Genomic DNA, 16,296 nt, shown 5'->3' on the forward strand with positions numbered 1-16,296 from the left:
TTGTGGCGCGAGGACGCCGCTCGCGCAATCGCCACGCGATTTTATGCCGCGTGGCGGGCTGGTCGGATACCGGACGTAGCGCGCTGGGGTCGACCTGCCGGCTCATGACTCTACAAGCGTGATGTCGCGGTTTTGAGGTTCCGATGTCCGATCGTCTGAAGATTTTGCTCCAGCACATGCTTCCCAAGCAGCGCCTGACGACGCTTGCCGGCCGTGTCGCGCGTGCGCGCGGTGGCCGGATGACGAAGCGGCTGATCCGCTGGTTCGTCGGCAGATATGGCGTCGACATGAGCGAAGCCGCAGATGCGGACATCGCCAGCTATGCGAGCTTCAACGACTTCTTCACCCGGCCGCTCAAGGCCGGCGCCCGCCCGCTCGCGGCCGCCGATTTCGTCTGCCCGGTCGATGGCACGATCAGCCAGTTCGGCCGCATCGACGATCACTACATGGTTCAGGCAAAAGGGCACCGTTTCACCACGACCGAACTGGTCGGCGGCGACGCCGCGCTGGCGGCCAGCTTCCGCCACGGCAGCTTCGCCAACCTGTACCTCTCCCCCAAAGATTACCACCGCCTGCACATGCCGTGCGACGGCAGGCTTACCCGCATGATCTATGTGCCGGGCGCGCTGTTCTCGGTGAACCCGGTCACCGCGCGGGGCGTGCCCAACCTGTTCGCGCGCAACGAACGCGTGGTGTGCGTCTTCGAGTCCGCCGTGCATGGCGCGTTCGTCATGGTGCTGGTCGGCGCCACCATCGTGGGGAGCATGGCGACCGTCTGGCACGGCGTGGTCAACGCGAAGCGCACCGGCCAGATGTGCGAATGGACCTATACCGATCAGGATATCGTGCTGGAGAAGGGCGAGGAGATGGGCCGTTTCCTGCTCGGCTCGACGATCGTCATGCTGTTCGAACAGGGTACGGTAGCGTTCAACCAGGACTGGATGCCGGGAGCGGCGGTGCGCATGGGCGAGCGGATGGGCGATCGTGGCGCCGGGCCATCTGTCGCGCCGCCATTCTTGCGGCGTTCATCCGGTCCGCGCTAAGCGCGCGACGACGGACTATCTGGGCGACACGATGACATTGCGCACGATCCTTGGCTGGGGCCTGCTGGCCGGAGTAGCTCTGAGCATGGCCGGATGCGCCACGCCTCCGGTCAAGCCGCCGCCTGTCGTGGCGACGCTGCCACCGCCACCACCGCCGGCGATGCCGGTGGGCGGCTACGTCGGCATGAAGGTTCCACGCGCGCTCCCGAACGGCGGCTATGGCACCCCCAACATCAACAACACCGATGCGGCGGCGGTGTGGCACCTGCGCAATGCCCTCAACGTTGCCGCGCTGGGCTGCAACCAGGCGGGCGGCGGCGTCGTCGAGCCGTACAACGCGTGGATCACGGCGCATGCCGCCGGGCTGGATCATTATCTACAGATCTATCTGCGCGAGTGGCAGGCCCCCGGCTGGGGCGACTGGCAGCGGGTGTACGACAACAACCAGACGCGCATCTACAATTTCTACAGCCAGCCGACGATGCGGGCGGCGTTCTGCGCGGTTGCGCGCGGCGAGATCGCGCAGGTCGGTCAGGTCGCGGATGCCGATCTGCCGAGCTTCGCCCGGGCGGCCCTGCTCCGGCTCGACAAGCCGTTCGTCGATTTCTACGCGGCGTTCAACGCCTGGCGCGACTATTACGAGCCGGCACCGCCGCCGGTCGTGAGGACCATCGACGTTCCGATCGCGGTGGCCGCACCGGCCCCGGTGGTGACGCTGAATGGCGCCGCCCCGGCCGCGCCCGGCGCTGCGACGTCCGCAATTCCCGCGCCCGCCGCGGCGTCGCTCCCGGCTCCAACGCCCGGCGACGCGCCGATCGCGGTCGCCACCCCGTCGCCTCGGGTGGCGATGTCCGGTATTGTGACCGCCGGTGGGGCCGGCACGCCGGTCGCGACGGCCCCGTAAGACGGTGCCCATATCGGCGATCTTCAGAACCTGAACGCCGCCTCCGCGCCGAACTGCTGCGGTCGTCCGGAGGTCACAAGATCGATGCCGAAGTCGCCGAAACAGCTGAACCACTGAAGCTGGACATACTGTCGAGCACGTTGGTGCCATAGACGGCGAGCCGCCAGAGGCTGTCGGCCGGCGTGCTGATCTGTATGAAGGAACGACGCGCACATCCTGTGTATGGCTTGGGTCGCGTATTCCGCAGACTCCAGCAGAGGTAAGGCAATGGCTTCCCGTCCCGTGGCAGAACCGGAGTATCTCCACCGCCGTGCCGAACAGGAACTCCAGCAGGCGCAACGTGCCGAACATCCGGCGGCAGTGAAGGCGCATTACGTGCTCGCCGGCTATTATCTCGACAAGATGTACGGCGGCGACAGCGCGCCCCCGGAGGACGAGCGCGCCTGAACGAACCCGGCGGAACGGTTGCTGCCGGCGGCTGCCGCGCGCGTCGGGCGGTAATCGGCACGGTCGCCTCGGGATCGAGGCGTTCCTCCACGTCAAATCTGTGAGCGCCGGCGGGCTTTGAACACGCGCGAACGGGCCGGGCGTCGCCGCCCGACCCGCTTGCGCACGTCGGCAGATGGCCCTGCCCGCGTTGCGGCGGGCAAGGCTCGCTGCGTCACTTCGGTGCGACCGCCTCCGCCATGGCGGGGGCTTCCGCGATCGACGGCGCGCCGCCGAGATCGCCCTTGGTCACGCGGCCAGCGCCCGGCCCTGCGCCCAGGTCGACGCCGGTGATCGGATCGGCCTTGGGGTCGGACATGGTGCGCGCGGCGAGCTTCTCGACCACCGCCGTGTCGGCGCCGCCAAGCGCCACCGATGCGGTGCCGTCGCCATCGTCGATCGGCATGGTCTGCTCGAGGTCGTCGATCCGCTCCCATTGCGGGCCGGAGTTCCACGGCCCGGTCATGTCGCCCTCACCCTGCGAGGTGTTGACATAGACGTTGGCATACCGCTCGACGCCGGGCAGCTTGCCGGTCGGGAAATTGTCCTCGATCGCGTAGAGCGCCTTCTCGAACGATTTCTGGTGCGCGATCTCACGCGTCATCAGGAAGCCGAGCGCGTCCTTGATGCCGGGATCGTCGGTGATGTTGATAAGCCGCTCATAGACGATCTTGGCGCGGCTTTCGGCGGCGATGTTCGAGCGCAAATCGACCGTGGGCTCGCTGCGGCTGTCGACATACGCCGCCGTCCACGGCACGCCCGCCGAGTCGATCAGCGCCGGGCCGCCACCGAACAGCAGCGCCTCTTTCGCGCTGGTGCCGCTCGCGCCGATCGTGCGGTACAGCTCGGCCTCCTCCATCGCGCCTTCAGCGAGTTGCGCCTTCGCCCCTTTGTTGAGCATCGCCACGATCGAACCGATCACCTCGAGGTGGCTCAGTTCCTCGGTGGCGATGTCGAGCAGCATGTCCTTGCGGCCGGCATCATCCTCACCCAGCCCTTGCGTGAAGTAGCGCATCGCGGCGGCAAGCTCGCCATCGGCACCGCCGAACTGTTCGAGCATCATCGTCGCGAGCTTGGGGTTCGGTTCGGCCACACGGACGGTATATTGCAGGCGTTTGTTGTGCATGAACATGGCGGGTTTCCTTGTCGGAGATCTTGGGGAGGAACGGGTCGATTACATGCTGTCGAGCGCGGTGATGTGCTGCTGGACGATCGGCACCGCCTTGCTCGCGACGGTCTTCAGTTGCGGGGTGTCACCCTGCGCCGCGTAGGTCTGGTGCACCGTCAGCGCCATCGCATGCGCGGTCTTCTGCTGCGTGACATAGGCCTGATCGAACGCGTCGCCGTGCAGCGGCTGCAACTGCGCGATCATGTCGGCCTGAGCCGGTTCGAGCGCGGGCGGCGGCGGCGTGAGGCCAGCGGCCTTGGCGGCGGCGGTGACCTGCTTGGTCGTCATCGTATGATGCTTGATCATCATGCGCGCGAACGACTTTACCTTGGCGCTTTTGCCCTGAGACAAAGCGAGCTGGGACGACTGGATTTCGTACAGGTCGCTCGCCCCGGCCTTGGCGACATAAGGCAGTGCCGTGGTCGGCGCGGGCTGCGAGGCATCGGCCGGAGCCGTTGCCGGAGCAGCCATCTGCGCGATCGCCGGAGTGATGGTAGCGAACGCGGCAGCGGCTGCGATCAGGTGGATGGTCTTCATAGGCTCTCCTGTTGGTTTGCTTCGCGGCGGGACTTCGAGTGAAAAACATGTCGAGCGGCCGCACGGCTCTGGGCAGCGCACTCTCGCACCACTCCTGAAGCCGCCCCAACCGGCTAAGCTGTACGTAGCGAGGCGAATTACCTCGCCAATGTCTTGATCAACGCCGTTTCGTGGAACACGTCACCAAATGTTCCGCGCTGTCGGGACAAAATGCCCGCACGTTCGGTCGCGATGCGTCATTACACGTGTAGAACGAGTCAAAGATGCATTCCGAAGCTGTAGCGGTGATCCTCGATGCGACATGTTCGCCTCCGCTATATTCGGAATACTAAACCGGCAGTGCCGATGCATGTTCCGGCACTCGGCCGGGTGATTGCTTAACCTATGTTTGATAAAGCCAGTTATCTGCTTGATCTCGCGCAAGACCCGGTCGCTTTGCGAGATGCGCCGGTCAGTCAGCGCCCGCGCGACCCCGTAGTTGCCTAATTTTGGTGCCGAACGACCGCGCCGGCAGCCGAGCCAAACGCATGCGCCGACACGGTTGCGTGCCCGACGTTCTTCCGGAGGCGATACATTGCGTACGCCATGCATCAAGGCGGTACGGGGCAGAACAGGTTTCCGCCGCGCCGCAGAGCATTGCGGGTCGCCGCTGCAACGGCGCGGGCAACCAAACCGGCTTCGGAAGCGTCTGTGGTCCGATGCCCGATGAAGAACAACCGACCCGCAGGAGTTCACATGACCGAACCGTCACACGGTAACGAACCCGGCCACACCGCGGCGAAGCGCATGGGCGTCGGACTCGTGATCGCGGTGGTCGCCGCGATCATCATCACTGTCGTCGGGATCTGGCTGCTCCGGCACTGAAGCGTGTGGCGGACGATCCGCCGCCCGGGTCAGTGCTGCGTGTCGACGAGCATCCGCGCCAGGAACGTATCGACCACGACGTTGAACTTGCCCGGATCGCCATAGGCGCGCGCCATCATCATCGCGCCATAAACCGCGGTCTGGAAGAACTGCGCGGCGGTCCTCGCATCGAGCTCGAGCCGGATCGAGCCCTGTTCGACACCGAGCGTCAGCACCCGTTCGATCCACCGACCGAGATCGTCGAAATGCCCCTGCACCGCCGCGCCCACCGCAGGCGGAAGCCCCGGCCGTTCGGCGGCGAGAACGCCGGCGAGACAGAAGGCAGCGGAATCGTCCGCGATGCAGCGCTTCCAATACTCGACATAGCCGGTCAGTTGAGTGACCGCTTCGGGCGTGCCGCCTTCCAGCGCATCGAGCGCGGCGTGGATGACCGCGCGCTGCCGTTCGACCACGGCCACGACGAGATCGACCTTGGACGGGAAATGGTGGTGGATACTCGGCTTCCGGATGCCGAGCCGCTCGGCGAGATCGGCATAGCTGAAGCCGTTGTACCCGACATTGGTGATGAGCTGGCCGGCTTCGACGATCAGCTTGCTCGCAGTAGCGTTCATGGCTGTGACATAATGACCTTTCAGTAGGTCGGGAAGTGGGCGCGGCACGCCCGATTGCAAGGCACGCGGGGCGGGCGCCGTGTCCGTCACCACCCCGCCCGCGCGCCGCGACGAAACAACAGCAGCCTTGACGACCTGTAATCTACCTACTAGATGGTAGGACATTGCTACGGAGACTGAAATGACGACGCAGACGATGGATCGCCCGGCCCACTCCCGGTCCGGATGGCTGAAACTGTATTACTTCACGCGCTTCGCCGTTTCGGCGGCGTGGGTCGCTGCGGCCTTCACGATCGCGAAGGATGCTCCGGCGCTGAGCGCGGGCCTGCTGGTCGGCTATCCGGCGTGGGACGCCGCCGCCAACCTCGTCGATGCGCAGCGCAACGGCGGTCTCGCCGCGAACCGGACGCAGTTCCTCAACGTGATCGTCAGCACGATCACTGCCGTCGCGGTCGCAGTCGCGCTTGGCCGGGGCATGGACAGCGTGCTCGTCGTGTTCGGGGTCTGGGCCGGACTGGCCGGGGTCCTGCAACTCGCCACCGCCCTCCGCCGCTGGACGTCGTTCGGCGCGCAATGGGCGATGGTGTTGAGCGGCGCGCAGTCCGCGCTTGCCGGCATCTTCTTCGTCAGGATGGCCGGCGGCCCCGCGCCGATCGGCATCGCCACGATCGCGCCCTATGCGGCTTTCGGCGCTTTCTACTTCTTCGTCTCGGCAGTCTGGCTGGTGGTGAGCGACGCCCGCGCCGCGCAGCCTGCCCGCTGAGAGATCACCTTCCCGCCTCCCCAACGTAAAGGACGAACCATGAGCATCGACGTGAAATACCGCACCACCGCAACCGCCATTGGTGGACGTGACGGCACCGCCGCCACCGCCGACGGCGCGCTCGACGTGAAGCTGGCGACCCCGAAGGAACTCGGCGGCGCAGGCGGGGCCGGCACCAACCCCGAACAATTGTTCGCCGCCGGCTATTCCGCCTGTTTCCTCAGCGCGCTGCACCTCGTCGCGCGCCAGCAGAAGGTCGCGCTTGCCGCCGAGACCAGGATCACCGCGACGGTGGGAATCGGTGCGAACGGCGCGGGTGGCTTCGGCCTGACGGTCGATCTCGTCGCCGCGCTGCCCGGCGTCGATCGCACGATCGCCGAGCAGCTCGTCGCGGCGGCGCATCAGGTCTGCCCCTATTCGAACGCGACCCGCAACAATGTCGACGTGACGATCAGCGTCGCCTGACCGGGCGCCTGCCGGTGTGCCTCGCGAGGGGCACGCCGCGTCACAACCTGGCGAGAAGATCCGACAACAACGGCCGCAGCCGGCGCAGTTCGGCGCGGTGATTGTCGGACAACGCCCGTAGCAACCCCTCCCCCTTCGCCGTCACCACCAGTTCGGCGCGACGCCGGTCCTGCGCCGACGGGCGGCGCGCGATCAGGTCGAGCTTCACCAGCCGGTCGACCAGACCTGTCGCGCTGTGCGGGCGCACCATCATCCGCACGGCGAGGTCGCCCACCGTCATCGCCGCCTCCGCACGGATCGCGAGCAGGGCCTGATGCTGTTGCGGCGTGAGGCCGACGCTTTCGGCGGCACGCTCGCTGAAATGCGTGAAGCCGCGCAGCGCGTGGCGGAAATCGGCGAGCGTGCGGTAATCGGCATCGGCCAGATCGGGGTCGCTCATGCCCACGCAGCCCGCACAGCTTGCAACATATCGTATTGCGATATACCGGCGATGCGCCTCCGCTGATTGGTCGGGATCATCATCGTGTCAGCATATCCATCGTCATCGTTCGCGTACCCCACGCGCAGCCCGCGCCTCGCCGACCATAGCGCAGATCGGCGGATGCTGCTGCTGGCGATGATGGCGGTGGTGATCGGCAGCGGCGGCGCGTTCGCCGCCTGGGCGCTGCTCCGACTGATCACGCTCGTCACCAACCTCGCGTGGTTCGGGCGGCTGTCGGTCGCGCCGGCGCGTATCGCCGATGCGGCATCGGGGCCGATGGTGATCGTGGTGCCGGTGATCGGCAGCCTCATTATCGGCCTGATGGCGCGCTTCGGCTCCGACAAGATCCGCGGGCACGGCATTCCCGAGGCGATCGAGGCGATCCTGTTTGGGCAGAGTCGCCTGTCCGCCAAGGTCGCGCTGCTCAAGCCGGTGTCCTCGGCAATCTCGATCGGCAGCGGCGGGCCGTTCGGCGCGGAGGGGCCGATCATCATGACCGGCGGCGCGCTCGGCTCGCTGTTCGCGCAATGCTTCCACCTGAGCGCCGCCGAACGCAAGACGCTGCTGGTCGCGGGCGCCGCCGCCGGCATGACCGCGATCTTCGGCACGGCGGCGGCAGCGATCCTGCTCGCGGTCGAGGTGCTACTGTTCGAATGGAAGCCGCGCAGCCTCGTGCCGGTGGCAGCGGCGGCGCTGACCGCGCTCGGATGGCGACCGTGGCTGATCGGCGCCGGACTGCTGTTTCCCTTCGCCGGCCATGTGACCGCAGGCTGGTGGATGCTGCCCGCCGCCGCTACGCTGGGGCTCGCGGGCGGATTGCTCGCGGCATTGCTCTCCACCGTGCTGTACCGGATCGAGGATCTGTTCCACCGCCTGCCGATCCACTGGATGTGGTGGCCGGCGCTCGGCGCAATCGTCGTCGGCATCGGCGGAACGATCGACCCGCACGTTCTCGGCGCGGGATACGACAATATCCAGTCCCTGCTCGATGGCTCGGTGGTCGGCAAGGCGCTGGTGCTGCTGCTGGTCGTGAAGGCCGTGGTATGGCTGGTCGCGCTCGGTTCCGGCACGTCGGGCGGGGTGCTCGCGCCGTTGCTCATCATCGGCGGGGCGTTCGGCGCTGCGGTCGGCCTCGTGCTGCCCGGCGACACGGGCTTCTGGGCGCTGCTCGGCATGGCGGCGGTGATGAGCGCGGCGATGCGCGCGCCGCTCACCGGCGCGATCTTCGCGGTCGAGTTGACCGGCCGACTCGACACCTTGCCCGCGACGGTCGCCGCCGCCGCGGCGAGCTATGCGGTCGCAGTGCTGATCCTGCGGCGCTCGATCCTGACCGAGAAGATCTCGCGGCGGGGACGCCATATCCTCCAGGAATATACGGTCGACCCGCTCGCCGCGCGTAAGATCGGCGAGATCATGACGCCGGACCCGCAGACCCTGCCTGCGACCATGCCGATCGCGGAGGTGCTGCGTTTCTTCGGCGATGCGGCGCGGCACCGCAGCTACCCGGTGACGGACGAAGCGCAGCGGCCGATCGGGCTGGTATCGCGCGCCGACGTGCTGCGCTGGCATGCCGACGAAGCCGGCGCGGACATGGTGCTGGCGGAGGCGATCTCCGACCGGTCGCTCCCGCTCGTCTGCCCCGACACGCCGGGCAGCGTCGTCGCCGACCTGATGGTGGCGGAAGATATCGGTCGGATCTGCGTGGTCGATCGCGCGAGCGGCAGGATCGTCGGCATCGTCGCGCGCCGCGATCTGCTGCATGCACGCGCCGGGCAACACCGCGATGAACGCGAGCGCGAACGCTTCGTGCTTCGCCGCGCGGCGCGACCGGCGGGCGCGGCCGCATGACGTGGCTGAAGCGGTTCCTGCCCGAACCGATCCCGACATCCTATGCGGAACGGTTGCGCGCGAGCGTCGGCGCGTTTCTCGGCATTGCCGCCACGGGCATCGTCAGCACGCTGTGGGCGGGTGCACCGACCGAGGTGCCGCTGCTGATCGCACCGATGGGCGCATCGGCGGTGCTGCTGTTCGGGGTTCCGGCGAGCCCGCTTGCGCAACCCTGGTCGATCATCGGTGGCAACCTGCTCGCCGCGTTGGTCGGCGTGACGGTGGCGCATGGCGTCGCGTCGCCGCTACTCGGAGCGGCGCTCGCGGTGGCCGGCGCGTTCGCGGCGATGTCGCTGCTGCGCTGTATCCATCCGCCAAGCGGCGCGGTCGCGCTGACGGCGGTGCTGGGCGGCCCGCACATACTGGCGGCGGGCTATGGTTTCGTGGTGGTGCCGGTGTTGCTCAACTCGGTCCTGCTGACGCTCGCCGCGCTCGCCTACAATAGCGCGACCGGGCGCTCATACCCGCACCGGCCGCACGCACCGGCGCATCCGCACCCCCCGCTCGGCCCGGTGCGGCTCACCAGCGCCGATGTCGATGCGGTGCTCAACGATTACGGCGAAGCGCTCGACATCAGCCGCGACGATCTCGAAAAGCTGTTCCACGAACTGCTCGGCCGCGCGCAACGCCGCGCGTCGGGCGAGAACTCCGAGGCGTAATCCTGCGCTACTCCCAGGTGAGGATCAGGCGGCCGCTCGCCGGGACGTGATAATCCACCCGGTCGGCGTGGCTCGACTGCGGCCGGATCACGTCGCCGCCCGCGGTCATCACCGTCGCTTTCGGCAGCTTCCGGCGCTTCAGCCGCACGAGGCTCAAGGCGGCGACGCAGGTCTCGCCGCCATCGAGCGTGATGCTGAGAGCACGATCGCCGCTGCGTTCGCTCGCGCGGATGAAGTGGTTGCAGTAGAGCCGGAACGGCGCATCATCGACCTGATGGAACGCGCGGGTGGCGAAGATGAACGCGGCGCCCGCGCCGTACACCTCCTGCCCGACCTGCCCGGCCTGTTGCCCGTCGGGGTAGAGGTCTTCGAGTGGGAAGGAGAGCGCCCGGTCGACATGGCCGTTGGTCGGCCGCTGCGTCGCGGAGATCGCCTCCTTCGGCAGCGCGTCGGGATAGTAATACCACGCCCGAGACAGCGCGTATTTGCAATATTCCGAGATCAGCATCCGCGCCGCCGGCTCCAGATCCGGGCCGCTGTCGTCGAGGTAGCGCTGGAACGCGAGGAACGAATCGAAACATTCGTAGATCGCGAGATAGGGCGCATCCTGAAGGCAGGTGACGGCAAGGAACGTCTCGTAGGCGGCGGCATGGCCGAGCCGGCTTTGCCACATCACGCTGTTGTGGAAGAAGCTGCCGAGATAGACGTAGCTTTGCGCAAGATAGACGGGCCGGTTGGTGATCCGCCACAGCCGCATGCACGCCGCCGCGCCCCATGCGGTGAGGTTCGCCTGATAATTGAGGTTGAAGCGCAGCCCGATCGCGGCCTCGATCGCCGCCTCCGCCTCGTCGCGGTAGCGCTTGTCCTCGGTCAGCTCGAACGCCTGCAACATCACCCAGGCGTAGATGCCGCCGACATCGGTCTGGCCGCGCCCGTCCGCGCCGGCGGTGTCGGTGATGACCGAAAAGTCCTTGACGTCGAACTGGACCGGCCAGCGATAGTCGAAATGCCGCGCCGCCTTGATCGCATAGTCGAGCGAGGCGAACAGCAGCTCGCGCGACGCGGCGTCTCCGTCCAGCGCAAGATTGCCGAGGTTGAGCAACGGATGGTACAGATACCAGCTATCGACCGCATCGGCGTTCTTGTCCTTGCCGACGTTGGGCAGGTAGCGCCGCAGCGCGCCGAGCTTGCGATCATGGAACTTGCCGAGCCCGGCCTTTAGTTCCGCCTCGAGCGCGACCGGCGCACCGAGCCACTTGCCCCAGTCGTGCAGCGCCGAGACCAGCGACATCTGCACCATGATGTCGGGATATTCGGCCGTCGTGTACGGGTGGACGTAGCGGTGGCCGTAATGGCGGATCGTGGCCTCGGGGGCCGCGTCGAGGTCGTGCAGGGTACGCTCCGCGCGATCGATCCAGTCGCGATAGTCGGTCGGCGGCAGATCGAGCATCTTGTAGGCGGCGCCGAGCATCTGCACAAACTGGCGGGCGGATTCGCGCTCGTCCGGCGGGGCATCGTGCCGGAACACGAGGATCGCGTCCGACAGCGTCACCTCCTGCCCGGCTTCGAGCGGGTCGGTCGGCGGCGTGCCGCTCTGCGGCGGCGTCGGCACGAGATAGCCGAGTTCCGGCCACACCCCGCCGACCGCACCATCGGGCTTGGTGCCGGTGGCGAGGAAGAAGTCGTTCATCGCGGTGAGGTTCTGGAAGTACAGGACGTTGCCAAAGGCGGGATCGTCGATCCGGAAGTAGAGGACGCCGGCGTTGAGACCACGCTGCCCCGCCTCCACCACGCCGCGCGCGCCAAGCGGATCGTCGTTCGCGTCGAGCGGGTAGAGGTCGCGCGGCAGGAACGGCACCAGCATCGACATCGCCGGCGTGAAGCGGACGGTGACGCGCAGCCGCTCCAGTTCATCGCTGGTCGTCCGGAACGCGACATCGTGTTCCCCCATCGCGCTGCTGAGGTGGACTCGGACATCCTCGCCGCCGTCGCCACCCTCGCAGCGCCACGCGAACGGGCCGGCAAGATAGGCGATCCGCAGCGCAAGGCCGCCCCGCCCATCCCTCCGGATGAACGCCCACAACGAATCACCGTCCGCACGAACCTCCACCGCGAGCGTGCCGAGCGTGAACGCGGCCACGCGCTCGCCCGCGCCCGATGCCAACGCCTGCCGCAGCGCAAGGACATACGGGCTGGCCGCCGGCGGCTTCACCCTGGCTTTGGTCGCCATCGCACCCCTCCTGCATGTGTCAGATGCGGGTAAACCGCACCTTTGCCGCAGAGTTCCTGGGGTTTAACGTGGATTATGCGCTTTCATGACGGCAGCCCGCGCAGCCGGTCGGCGTGCCAGCGCAGGTGATCGGCCATGAAGGTCGAGACGAACAGATAGCTGTGATCGTACCCCGCCTGCCGCCGCAGCGTGAGCGGGATGCCGGCATCGCCGCACGCACGCTCCAGCAGTTCGGGGCGAAGCTGCTCGGCCAGAAACGGATCGGCATCGCCCTGATCGACCAGCAGATCGGGAAGACGCGCGCCATCCTCGATCAGCGCCACCGCGTCATGCCGGCGCCAGCGCCCGCGATCGTCGCCCAGATAGCCGCGCAACGCCTTCTGCCCCCACGGCACCTGCGACGGCGCCACGATCGGCGCGAACGCCGACACCGCGCGGTAGAGATCGGGAAAGGTCAGCCCGATCGTGAGCGCCCCGTGCCCGCCCATCGAATGGCCGAGGACCGACTGGCGCGCCGCGTCGACCGGAAAATGCTCCGCGAGGAGCGCGGGAAGCTCCTCCGTCACGTAGCGCCACATCCGGAAGTGCCGGTCGAACGGAGCCTCGGTCGCATCGACGTAGAAGCCTGCGCCCTGCCCGAAATCATAGGCCGGATCGTCCGCGACGCCCTCGCCGCGCGGGGATGTATCGGGCGCGACGAAGATCAGCCCGAGGTCGGCGCAGGCGCGGCGATATTCGCCCTTGTCGGTGACGTTGGCATGGGTGCAGGTCAACCCGGACAGATACCACACGACCGGCAGCGTCGCGCCAGCGGCATGATCGGGAACATAGACTGAAAACGTCATGTCGGTGCCGGTCGCGGAGGAGGCATGGCGGTACACGCCCTGCGTGCCGCCAAAGGCGCGCGCGGTGGAGACGGTCTCGATCATGCCGACAGCGGGCATCGGCCGCACAGCTTGTTGCCGTCCGGGTCGCGCAGATAGGCGAGGTACATCTCGCCGACCGGCATGTGGCGGATGCCGGGCGGATCCTCGATCGCCGCGCCACCGTGCGCGACGCCGGCGGCATGCCACGCCCGCGTCTGTTCGGGCGAGGCCATCACGAAGCCGAGCGTATGGCCGTTGCCGGGTGCGGCAGGCTCCCCATCGACCGGCGTGGTGACGAGGAAACGACCGCCGCCATGCGTATAGACGAGCCGTCCCTTGGCATCATACTGGCCCGGTGCAGCGCCCAGCACGCCCAGCAGCGCATCGTAGAAGACCTTGGAACGGGCGAGATCGTTGCTGCCCACGACGACATGACTGAACATTTCAGGTTCTCCGCGCGATCAGAACAGCACGACCGAGCGGATGCTCTCGCCCGCATGCATCAGGTCGAAACCCTTGTTGATCTCCTCCAGCGAGAGAACGTGGGTGATCATCGGGTCGATCTCGATTTTGCCGTTCATATACCAGTCGACGATCTTGGGCACGTCGGTGCGCCCCTTCGCCCCGCCGAACGCGGTGCCGCGCCAGTTGCGTCCGGTGACGAGTTGGAACGGGCGCGTGGAAATCTCCTTGCCCGCTTCCGCCACGCCGATGATGATCGAGGTGCCCCAGCCGCGGTGGCACGCCTCCAAGGCGGTGCGCATCACCTCGGTATTGCCCGTGCAGTCGAACGTGTAGTCCGCGCCACCATCGGTCAGCGCGAGGATCTCGGCGATGACGGCCGCGCGATCCTTGCCGCGCCCGTCGATGAAGTCGGTCATGCCGAAGCGGCGGCCCCATTCCTCGCGATCGGGGTTGATGTCCACACCGATGATCCGGTTCGCGCCCGCCATCTTCGCACCTTGCAGCACGTTGAGGCCGATCCCGCCCAGCCCGAACACGACGATATTGTCGCCGACCTGCACCTTGGCGGTGTTGACCACCGCGCCGACTCCGGTCGTTACGCCGCAGCCGATGTAGCAGGAGGTCTTGAACGGCGCGTCCTCGCGGATCTTCGCCACCGCGATCTCGGGCAGCACGGTGAAGTTCGAGAAAGTCGAGCAGCCCATGTAATGGAAGATCGGCTGGCCCTTGTAGCTGAACCGCGTCGTGCCGTCGGGCATCAGCCCCTTGCCCTGCGTCGCGCGGATCGCGGTGCACAGGTTGGTCTTGCCGCTGAGGCACGATTTACACTGACGACATTCGGGCGTGTACAGCGGGATGACGTGATCGCCCGGCGCGACCGAGGTGACGCCCGCGCCGACCTCGCGCACGATGCCTGCACCCTCATGCCCCAGCACGCTCGGGAACAGCCCCTCGCTGTCGAGCCCGTCGAGCGTATAGGCATCGGTGTGGCAGATGCCCGTCGCCATGATCTCGACCAGCACCTCGCCGGGCTTGGGGCCTTCGAGGTCCAGTTCCACGATCTCCAGCGGCTGCTTGGCTTCGAACGCGACGGCGGCGCGGGTCTTCATGATGAAACTCCTGATTCGGCGATAGCGCGCGGTACACACCCGATCGCCCTGCTGGCGAGGGGGATCAGTCGATCGGGGCGAGCCCGTCCATGATCGCGGTGAGCGCAAGCGCGGTCTGCAACTCCATCGCACTGTGCCCGGCGTTGGTGCGCACGTACGTCACCGGCGTCGCGCCCACGTCGGCGAGCGCGGCGACCAGCCGCGACGCCTGGGTAAGCGGGCAGACCTGATCGAAGCGGCCGTGGACGATGTGGATCGGCAGATGCGCGATCCGGCCGACGTTGCCGAGGATGTAATCGGGTTCGAGGAACAGGTGGTTGGCGAAGAAATGCGCTTCGATCTGCGCGAACGACAAGGCGAATTCGGCGTCGCCGAACTTGCCGGGGTCGTCATCCTTGGGGATCATGTTCGAGATCGTCCCCTCCCAAACCGACCATGCCAGCGCCGCGCGAAGCTGGCGTGCGCGATCCTCGTCACGTGCCGGCACCGTGTCGAAGATCGTCTTGTAGGCGTGCATCATGTCCGACCGGTCTTCAGCCGGGATGACCTCGACGAACGCGCGCCATTCATCGGGATAGGCGATGTAGCTGCCCGGCTCGGTCAGCGCGAACGGCGCTTCGGCGAAGGTCGCGGCATTGCCCTGATACATATAGGCCAGGTCTTGCCGCGCGCCGATGAAGATGCCGCGCAGCACCAGCGATGCGACGGTGTGCGGATGACGGATCGCATAGACCAGCGCGAGCGTGCTGCCCCAACTGCCGCCGAACACATGCATCCGGCCGATGATGCCGAGCGCGTCGCGCAGCGCGTTGATGTCGTCGACGAGATGATCGGTGGTGTTGCGCACCAACGCCCGTGGCCCCGCCTGCGCGACGGTCGGCTCGCTCCTGCCGCAGCCGCGCTGGTCGAACAGGATGACGCGGTAGCGCGCCGGATCGAAAAAGCGCGACATCACCGGCGCGCATGCTCCGCCGGGGCCGCCGTGCAGGAACATCACCGGCTCGCCCGCCGGATTGCCATATTCTTCCCAGTAGAGCCTGTGATCGGGCTCCCGATCGACCTGGAGGAGCCCGCTGCGGTTGGCGGCCGCTTGCGGATATTTCCAGGCGTCGCCCACGGTGCTGGCGCTCTGGAGACCCGAAAAGTCGATCATGTTCGCTCCCGTCTGGCCGCGCATATCCGGCGGAGCATCACGCTTCGCCGGATATGCGCCTTGCCCGACCCGGGCGGGTGGCATCAATAGCCGTAATCGTCGTCGATATACGGTGCGTCGTCGACATAGCCGCCGCCGTAGCCGTACACGTCGTCGGCATAGCCGTCGTAGCCATAACCGTCATACCCGCCATAATAGCCCAGCGAATATCCGAGCGGGTAGCCGTAATAGCCGCCATAGGCGTAGCCAAGGTAGTAGCCGCCGCGATATCCACCGCGATAGTTACGGTAGCCATTCTGGTTACCGCGATAATAGTTCTGCCCACCGCGCGCGATCTGACCGCCGCGCCCATCGCCGCCGCGATAGCCGCCGCCGGCGTGGGACTGTCCGCCGCCGGGGCCGCCGCCACGGAAGCTGCCGCCGGCACTGCCGCCGTGGAAGCCACCGACGCCACCGTGCGATCCGCCGCCGCGCTGCGCCACGGCGGGGGTCGCCGCCAGCAGCGCCAGGCCCATCGCCGAAGCGAAAATTCCGTTCAGTTTCATCATGTCACATCCTTCGGGCCAGAGCCCCCACGCACCGGATATAGGAACGACGCCCGGCGA

General features: G+C 67.2%; 18 protein-coding genes. 8 read left to right on the forward strand and 10 right to left on the reverse strand.

What is annotated here, in order from left to right:
• The first annotated feature begins 143 nt into the window (after positions 1-143).
• The 3 genes from asd to AC3ANX_RS14610 all read left to right on the forward strand — a co-directional run bounded on the left by asd (position 144) and on the right by AC3ANX_RS14610 (position 2,394).
• Positions 144-1,043, forward strand: a complete 900-nt coding sequence (gene asd / locus AC3ANX_RS14600) for an archaetidylserine decarboxylase (RefSeq protein ID WP_488333987.1) — start codon at positions 144-146, stop codon at positions 1,041-1,043.
• 31 nt (positions 1,044-1,074) lie between these two features.
• Positions 1,075-1,947, forward strand: coding sequence for a hypothetical protein (locus AC3ANX_RS14605; RefSeq protein ID WP_488333988.1), 873 nt, complete (start codon positions 1,075-1,077; stop codon positions 1,945-1,947).
• 282 nt (positions 1,948-2,229) lie between these two features.
• On the forward strand, positions 2,230-2,394 hold the full coding sequence (locus AC3ANX_RS14610) for a hypothetical protein (RefSeq protein ID WP_488333989.1): 165 nt from the start codon (positions 2,230-2,232) through the stop codon (positions 2,392-2,394).
• A 214-nt stretch (positions 2,395-2,608) separates the two neighbouring features.
• On the opposite strand, the gene AC3ANX_RS14615 is transcribed toward AC3ANX_RS14610, so the two are convergent.
• Together AC3ANX_RS14615 and AC3ANX_RS14620 are read right to left on the reverse strand one after the other, a co-directional pair.
• On the reverse strand, positions 2,609-3,565 hold the full coding sequence (locus tag AC3ANX_RS14615) for a manganese catalase family protein (protein WP_488333990.1): 957 nt from the start codon (positions 3,563-3,565) through the stop codon (positions 2,609-2,611).
• A 42-nt stretch (positions 3,566-3,607) separates the two neighbouring features.
• Positions 3,608-4,138, reverse strand: coding sequence for a DUF4142 domain-containing protein (locus AC3ANX_RS14620; RefSeq protein ID WP_488333991.1), 531 nt, complete (start codon positions 4,136-4,138; stop codon positions 3,608-3,610).
• Between the two features lie 735 nt (positions 4,139-4,873).
• Here AC3ANX_RS14620 and AC3ANX_RS14625 point away from each other — a divergent pair.
• Positions 4,874-5,002 carry a hypothetical protein gene (locus AC3ANX_RS14625; protein WP_488333992.1) on the forward strand — a complete coding sequence of 43 codons (129 nt, stop codon included), beginning with the start codon at positions 4,874-4,876 and terminating at the stop codon, positions 5,000-5,002.
• A gap of 29 nt (positions 5,003-5,031) precedes the next feature.
• Here the strand turns inward: AC3ANX_RS14625 and AC3ANX_RS14630 are convergent, their stop codons facing one another.
• Positions 5,032-5,613, reverse strand: coding sequence for a TetR/AcrR family transcriptional regulator (locus tag AC3ANX_RS14630; RefSeq protein WP_488333993.1), 582 nt, complete (start codon positions 5,611-5,613; stop codon positions 5,032-5,034).
• Positions 5,614-5,794: 181 nt separating this feature from the next.
• Between AC3ANX_RS14630 and AC3ANX_RS14635 the strand changes: the two genes are divergently transcribed.
• Together AC3ANX_RS14635 and AC3ANX_RS14640 are read left to right on the forward strand one after the other, a co-directional pair.
• On the forward strand, positions 5,795-6,376 hold the full coding sequence (locus AC3ANX_RS14635) for a DUF308 domain-containing protein (RefSeq protein ID WP_488333994.1): 582 nt from the start codon (positions 5,795-5,797) through the stop codon (positions 6,374-6,376).
• Between the two features lie 39 nt (positions 6,377-6,415).
• Positions 6,416-6,841: an organic hydroperoxide resistance protein gene (locus AC3ANX_RS14640; protein WP_488333995.1), complete on the forward strand. Its 426-nt coding sequence runs from the start codon at positions 6,416-6,418 to the stop codon at positions 6,839-6,841.
• Positions 6,842-6,881: 40 nt separating this feature from the next.
• Here the strand turns inward: AC3ANX_RS14640 and AC3ANX_RS14645 are convergent, their stop codons facing one another.
• Positions 6,882-7,280, reverse strand: a complete 399-nt coding sequence (locus AC3ANX_RS14645; RefSeq protein WP_488333996.1) for a MarR family winged helix-turn-helix transcriptional regulator — start codon at positions 7,278-7,280, stop codon at positions 6,882-6,884.
• A gap of 162 nt (positions 7,281-7,442) precedes the next feature.
• On the opposite strand from AC3ANX_RS14645, the gene AC3ANX_RS14650 reads away from it, so the two are divergent.
• Positions 7,443-9,170, forward strand: coding sequence for a chloride channel protein (locus tag AC3ANX_RS14650; protein ID WP_488336962.1), 1,728 nt, complete (start codon positions 7,443-7,445; stop codon positions 9,168-9,170).
• A complete protein-coding gene (locus tag AC3ANX_RS14655; RefSeq protein ID WP_488333997.1) occupies positions 9,167-9,868 on the forward strand; it encodes an HPP family protein in 702 nt (233 codons plus the stop codon). Before AC3ANX_RS14650 ends, AC3ANX_RS14655 begins: the two co-directional genes overlap by 4 nt.
• A 7-nt stretch (positions 9,869-9,875) precedes the next feature.
• Here AC3ANX_RS14655 and AC3ANX_RS14660 read toward each other — a convergent pair whose 3' ends face one another.
• The 6 genes from AC3ANX_RS14660 to AC3ANX_RS14685 all read right to left on the reverse strand — a co-directional run bounded on the left by AC3ANX_RS14660 (position 9,876) and on the right by AC3ANX_RS14685 (position 16,239).
• Positions 9,876-12,098, reverse strand: coding sequence for a hypothetical protein (locus AC3ANX_RS14660; RefSeq protein WP_488333998.1), 2,223 nt, complete (start codon positions 12,096-12,098; stop codon positions 9,876-9,878).
• An 83-nt stretch (positions 12,099-12,181) separates the two neighbouring features.
• On the reverse strand, positions 12,182-13,042 hold the full coding sequence (gene fghA / locus AC3ANX_RS14665) for an S-formylglutathione hydrolase (RefSeq protein ID WP_488333999.1): 861 nt from the start codon (positions 13,040-13,042) through the stop codon (positions 12,182-12,184).
• Positions 13,024-13,407 (reverse strand): VOC family protein, encoded by a 384-nt coding sequence (locus AC3ANX_RS14670; protein ID WP_488334000.1) that lies wholly within the window; start codon positions 13,405-13,407, stop codon positions 13,024-13,026. Before AC3ANX_RS14670 ends, fghA begins: the two co-directional genes overlap by 19 nt.
• A gap of 18 nt (positions 13,408-13,425) precedes the next feature.
• Positions 13,426-14,538: an S-(hydroxymethyl)glutathione dehydrogenase/class III alcohol dehydrogenase gene (locus AC3ANX_RS14675; protein ID WP_488334001.1), complete on the reverse strand. Its 1,113-nt coding sequence runs from the start codon at positions 14,536-14,538 to the stop codon at positions 13,426-13,428.
• Positions 14,539-14,602: 64 nt separating this feature from the next.
• Complete coding sequence (gene pip, locus AC3ANX_RS14680; RefSeq protein WP_488334002.1) at positions 14,603-15,691, reverse strand: prolyl aminopeptidase; 1,089 nt, start codon at positions 15,689-15,691, stop codon at positions 14,603-14,605.
• Positions 15,692-15,774: 83 nt separating this feature from the next.
• Entirely contained in the window at positions 15,775-16,239 is a 465-nt protein-coding gene (locus tag AC3ANX_RS14685) for a hypothetical protein (protein ID WP_488334003.1), read from the reverse strand.
• Positions 16,240-16,296 lie beyond the last annotated feature (57 nt).

Source organism: Sphingomonas sp. BRN-1R (assembly GCF_057748035.1).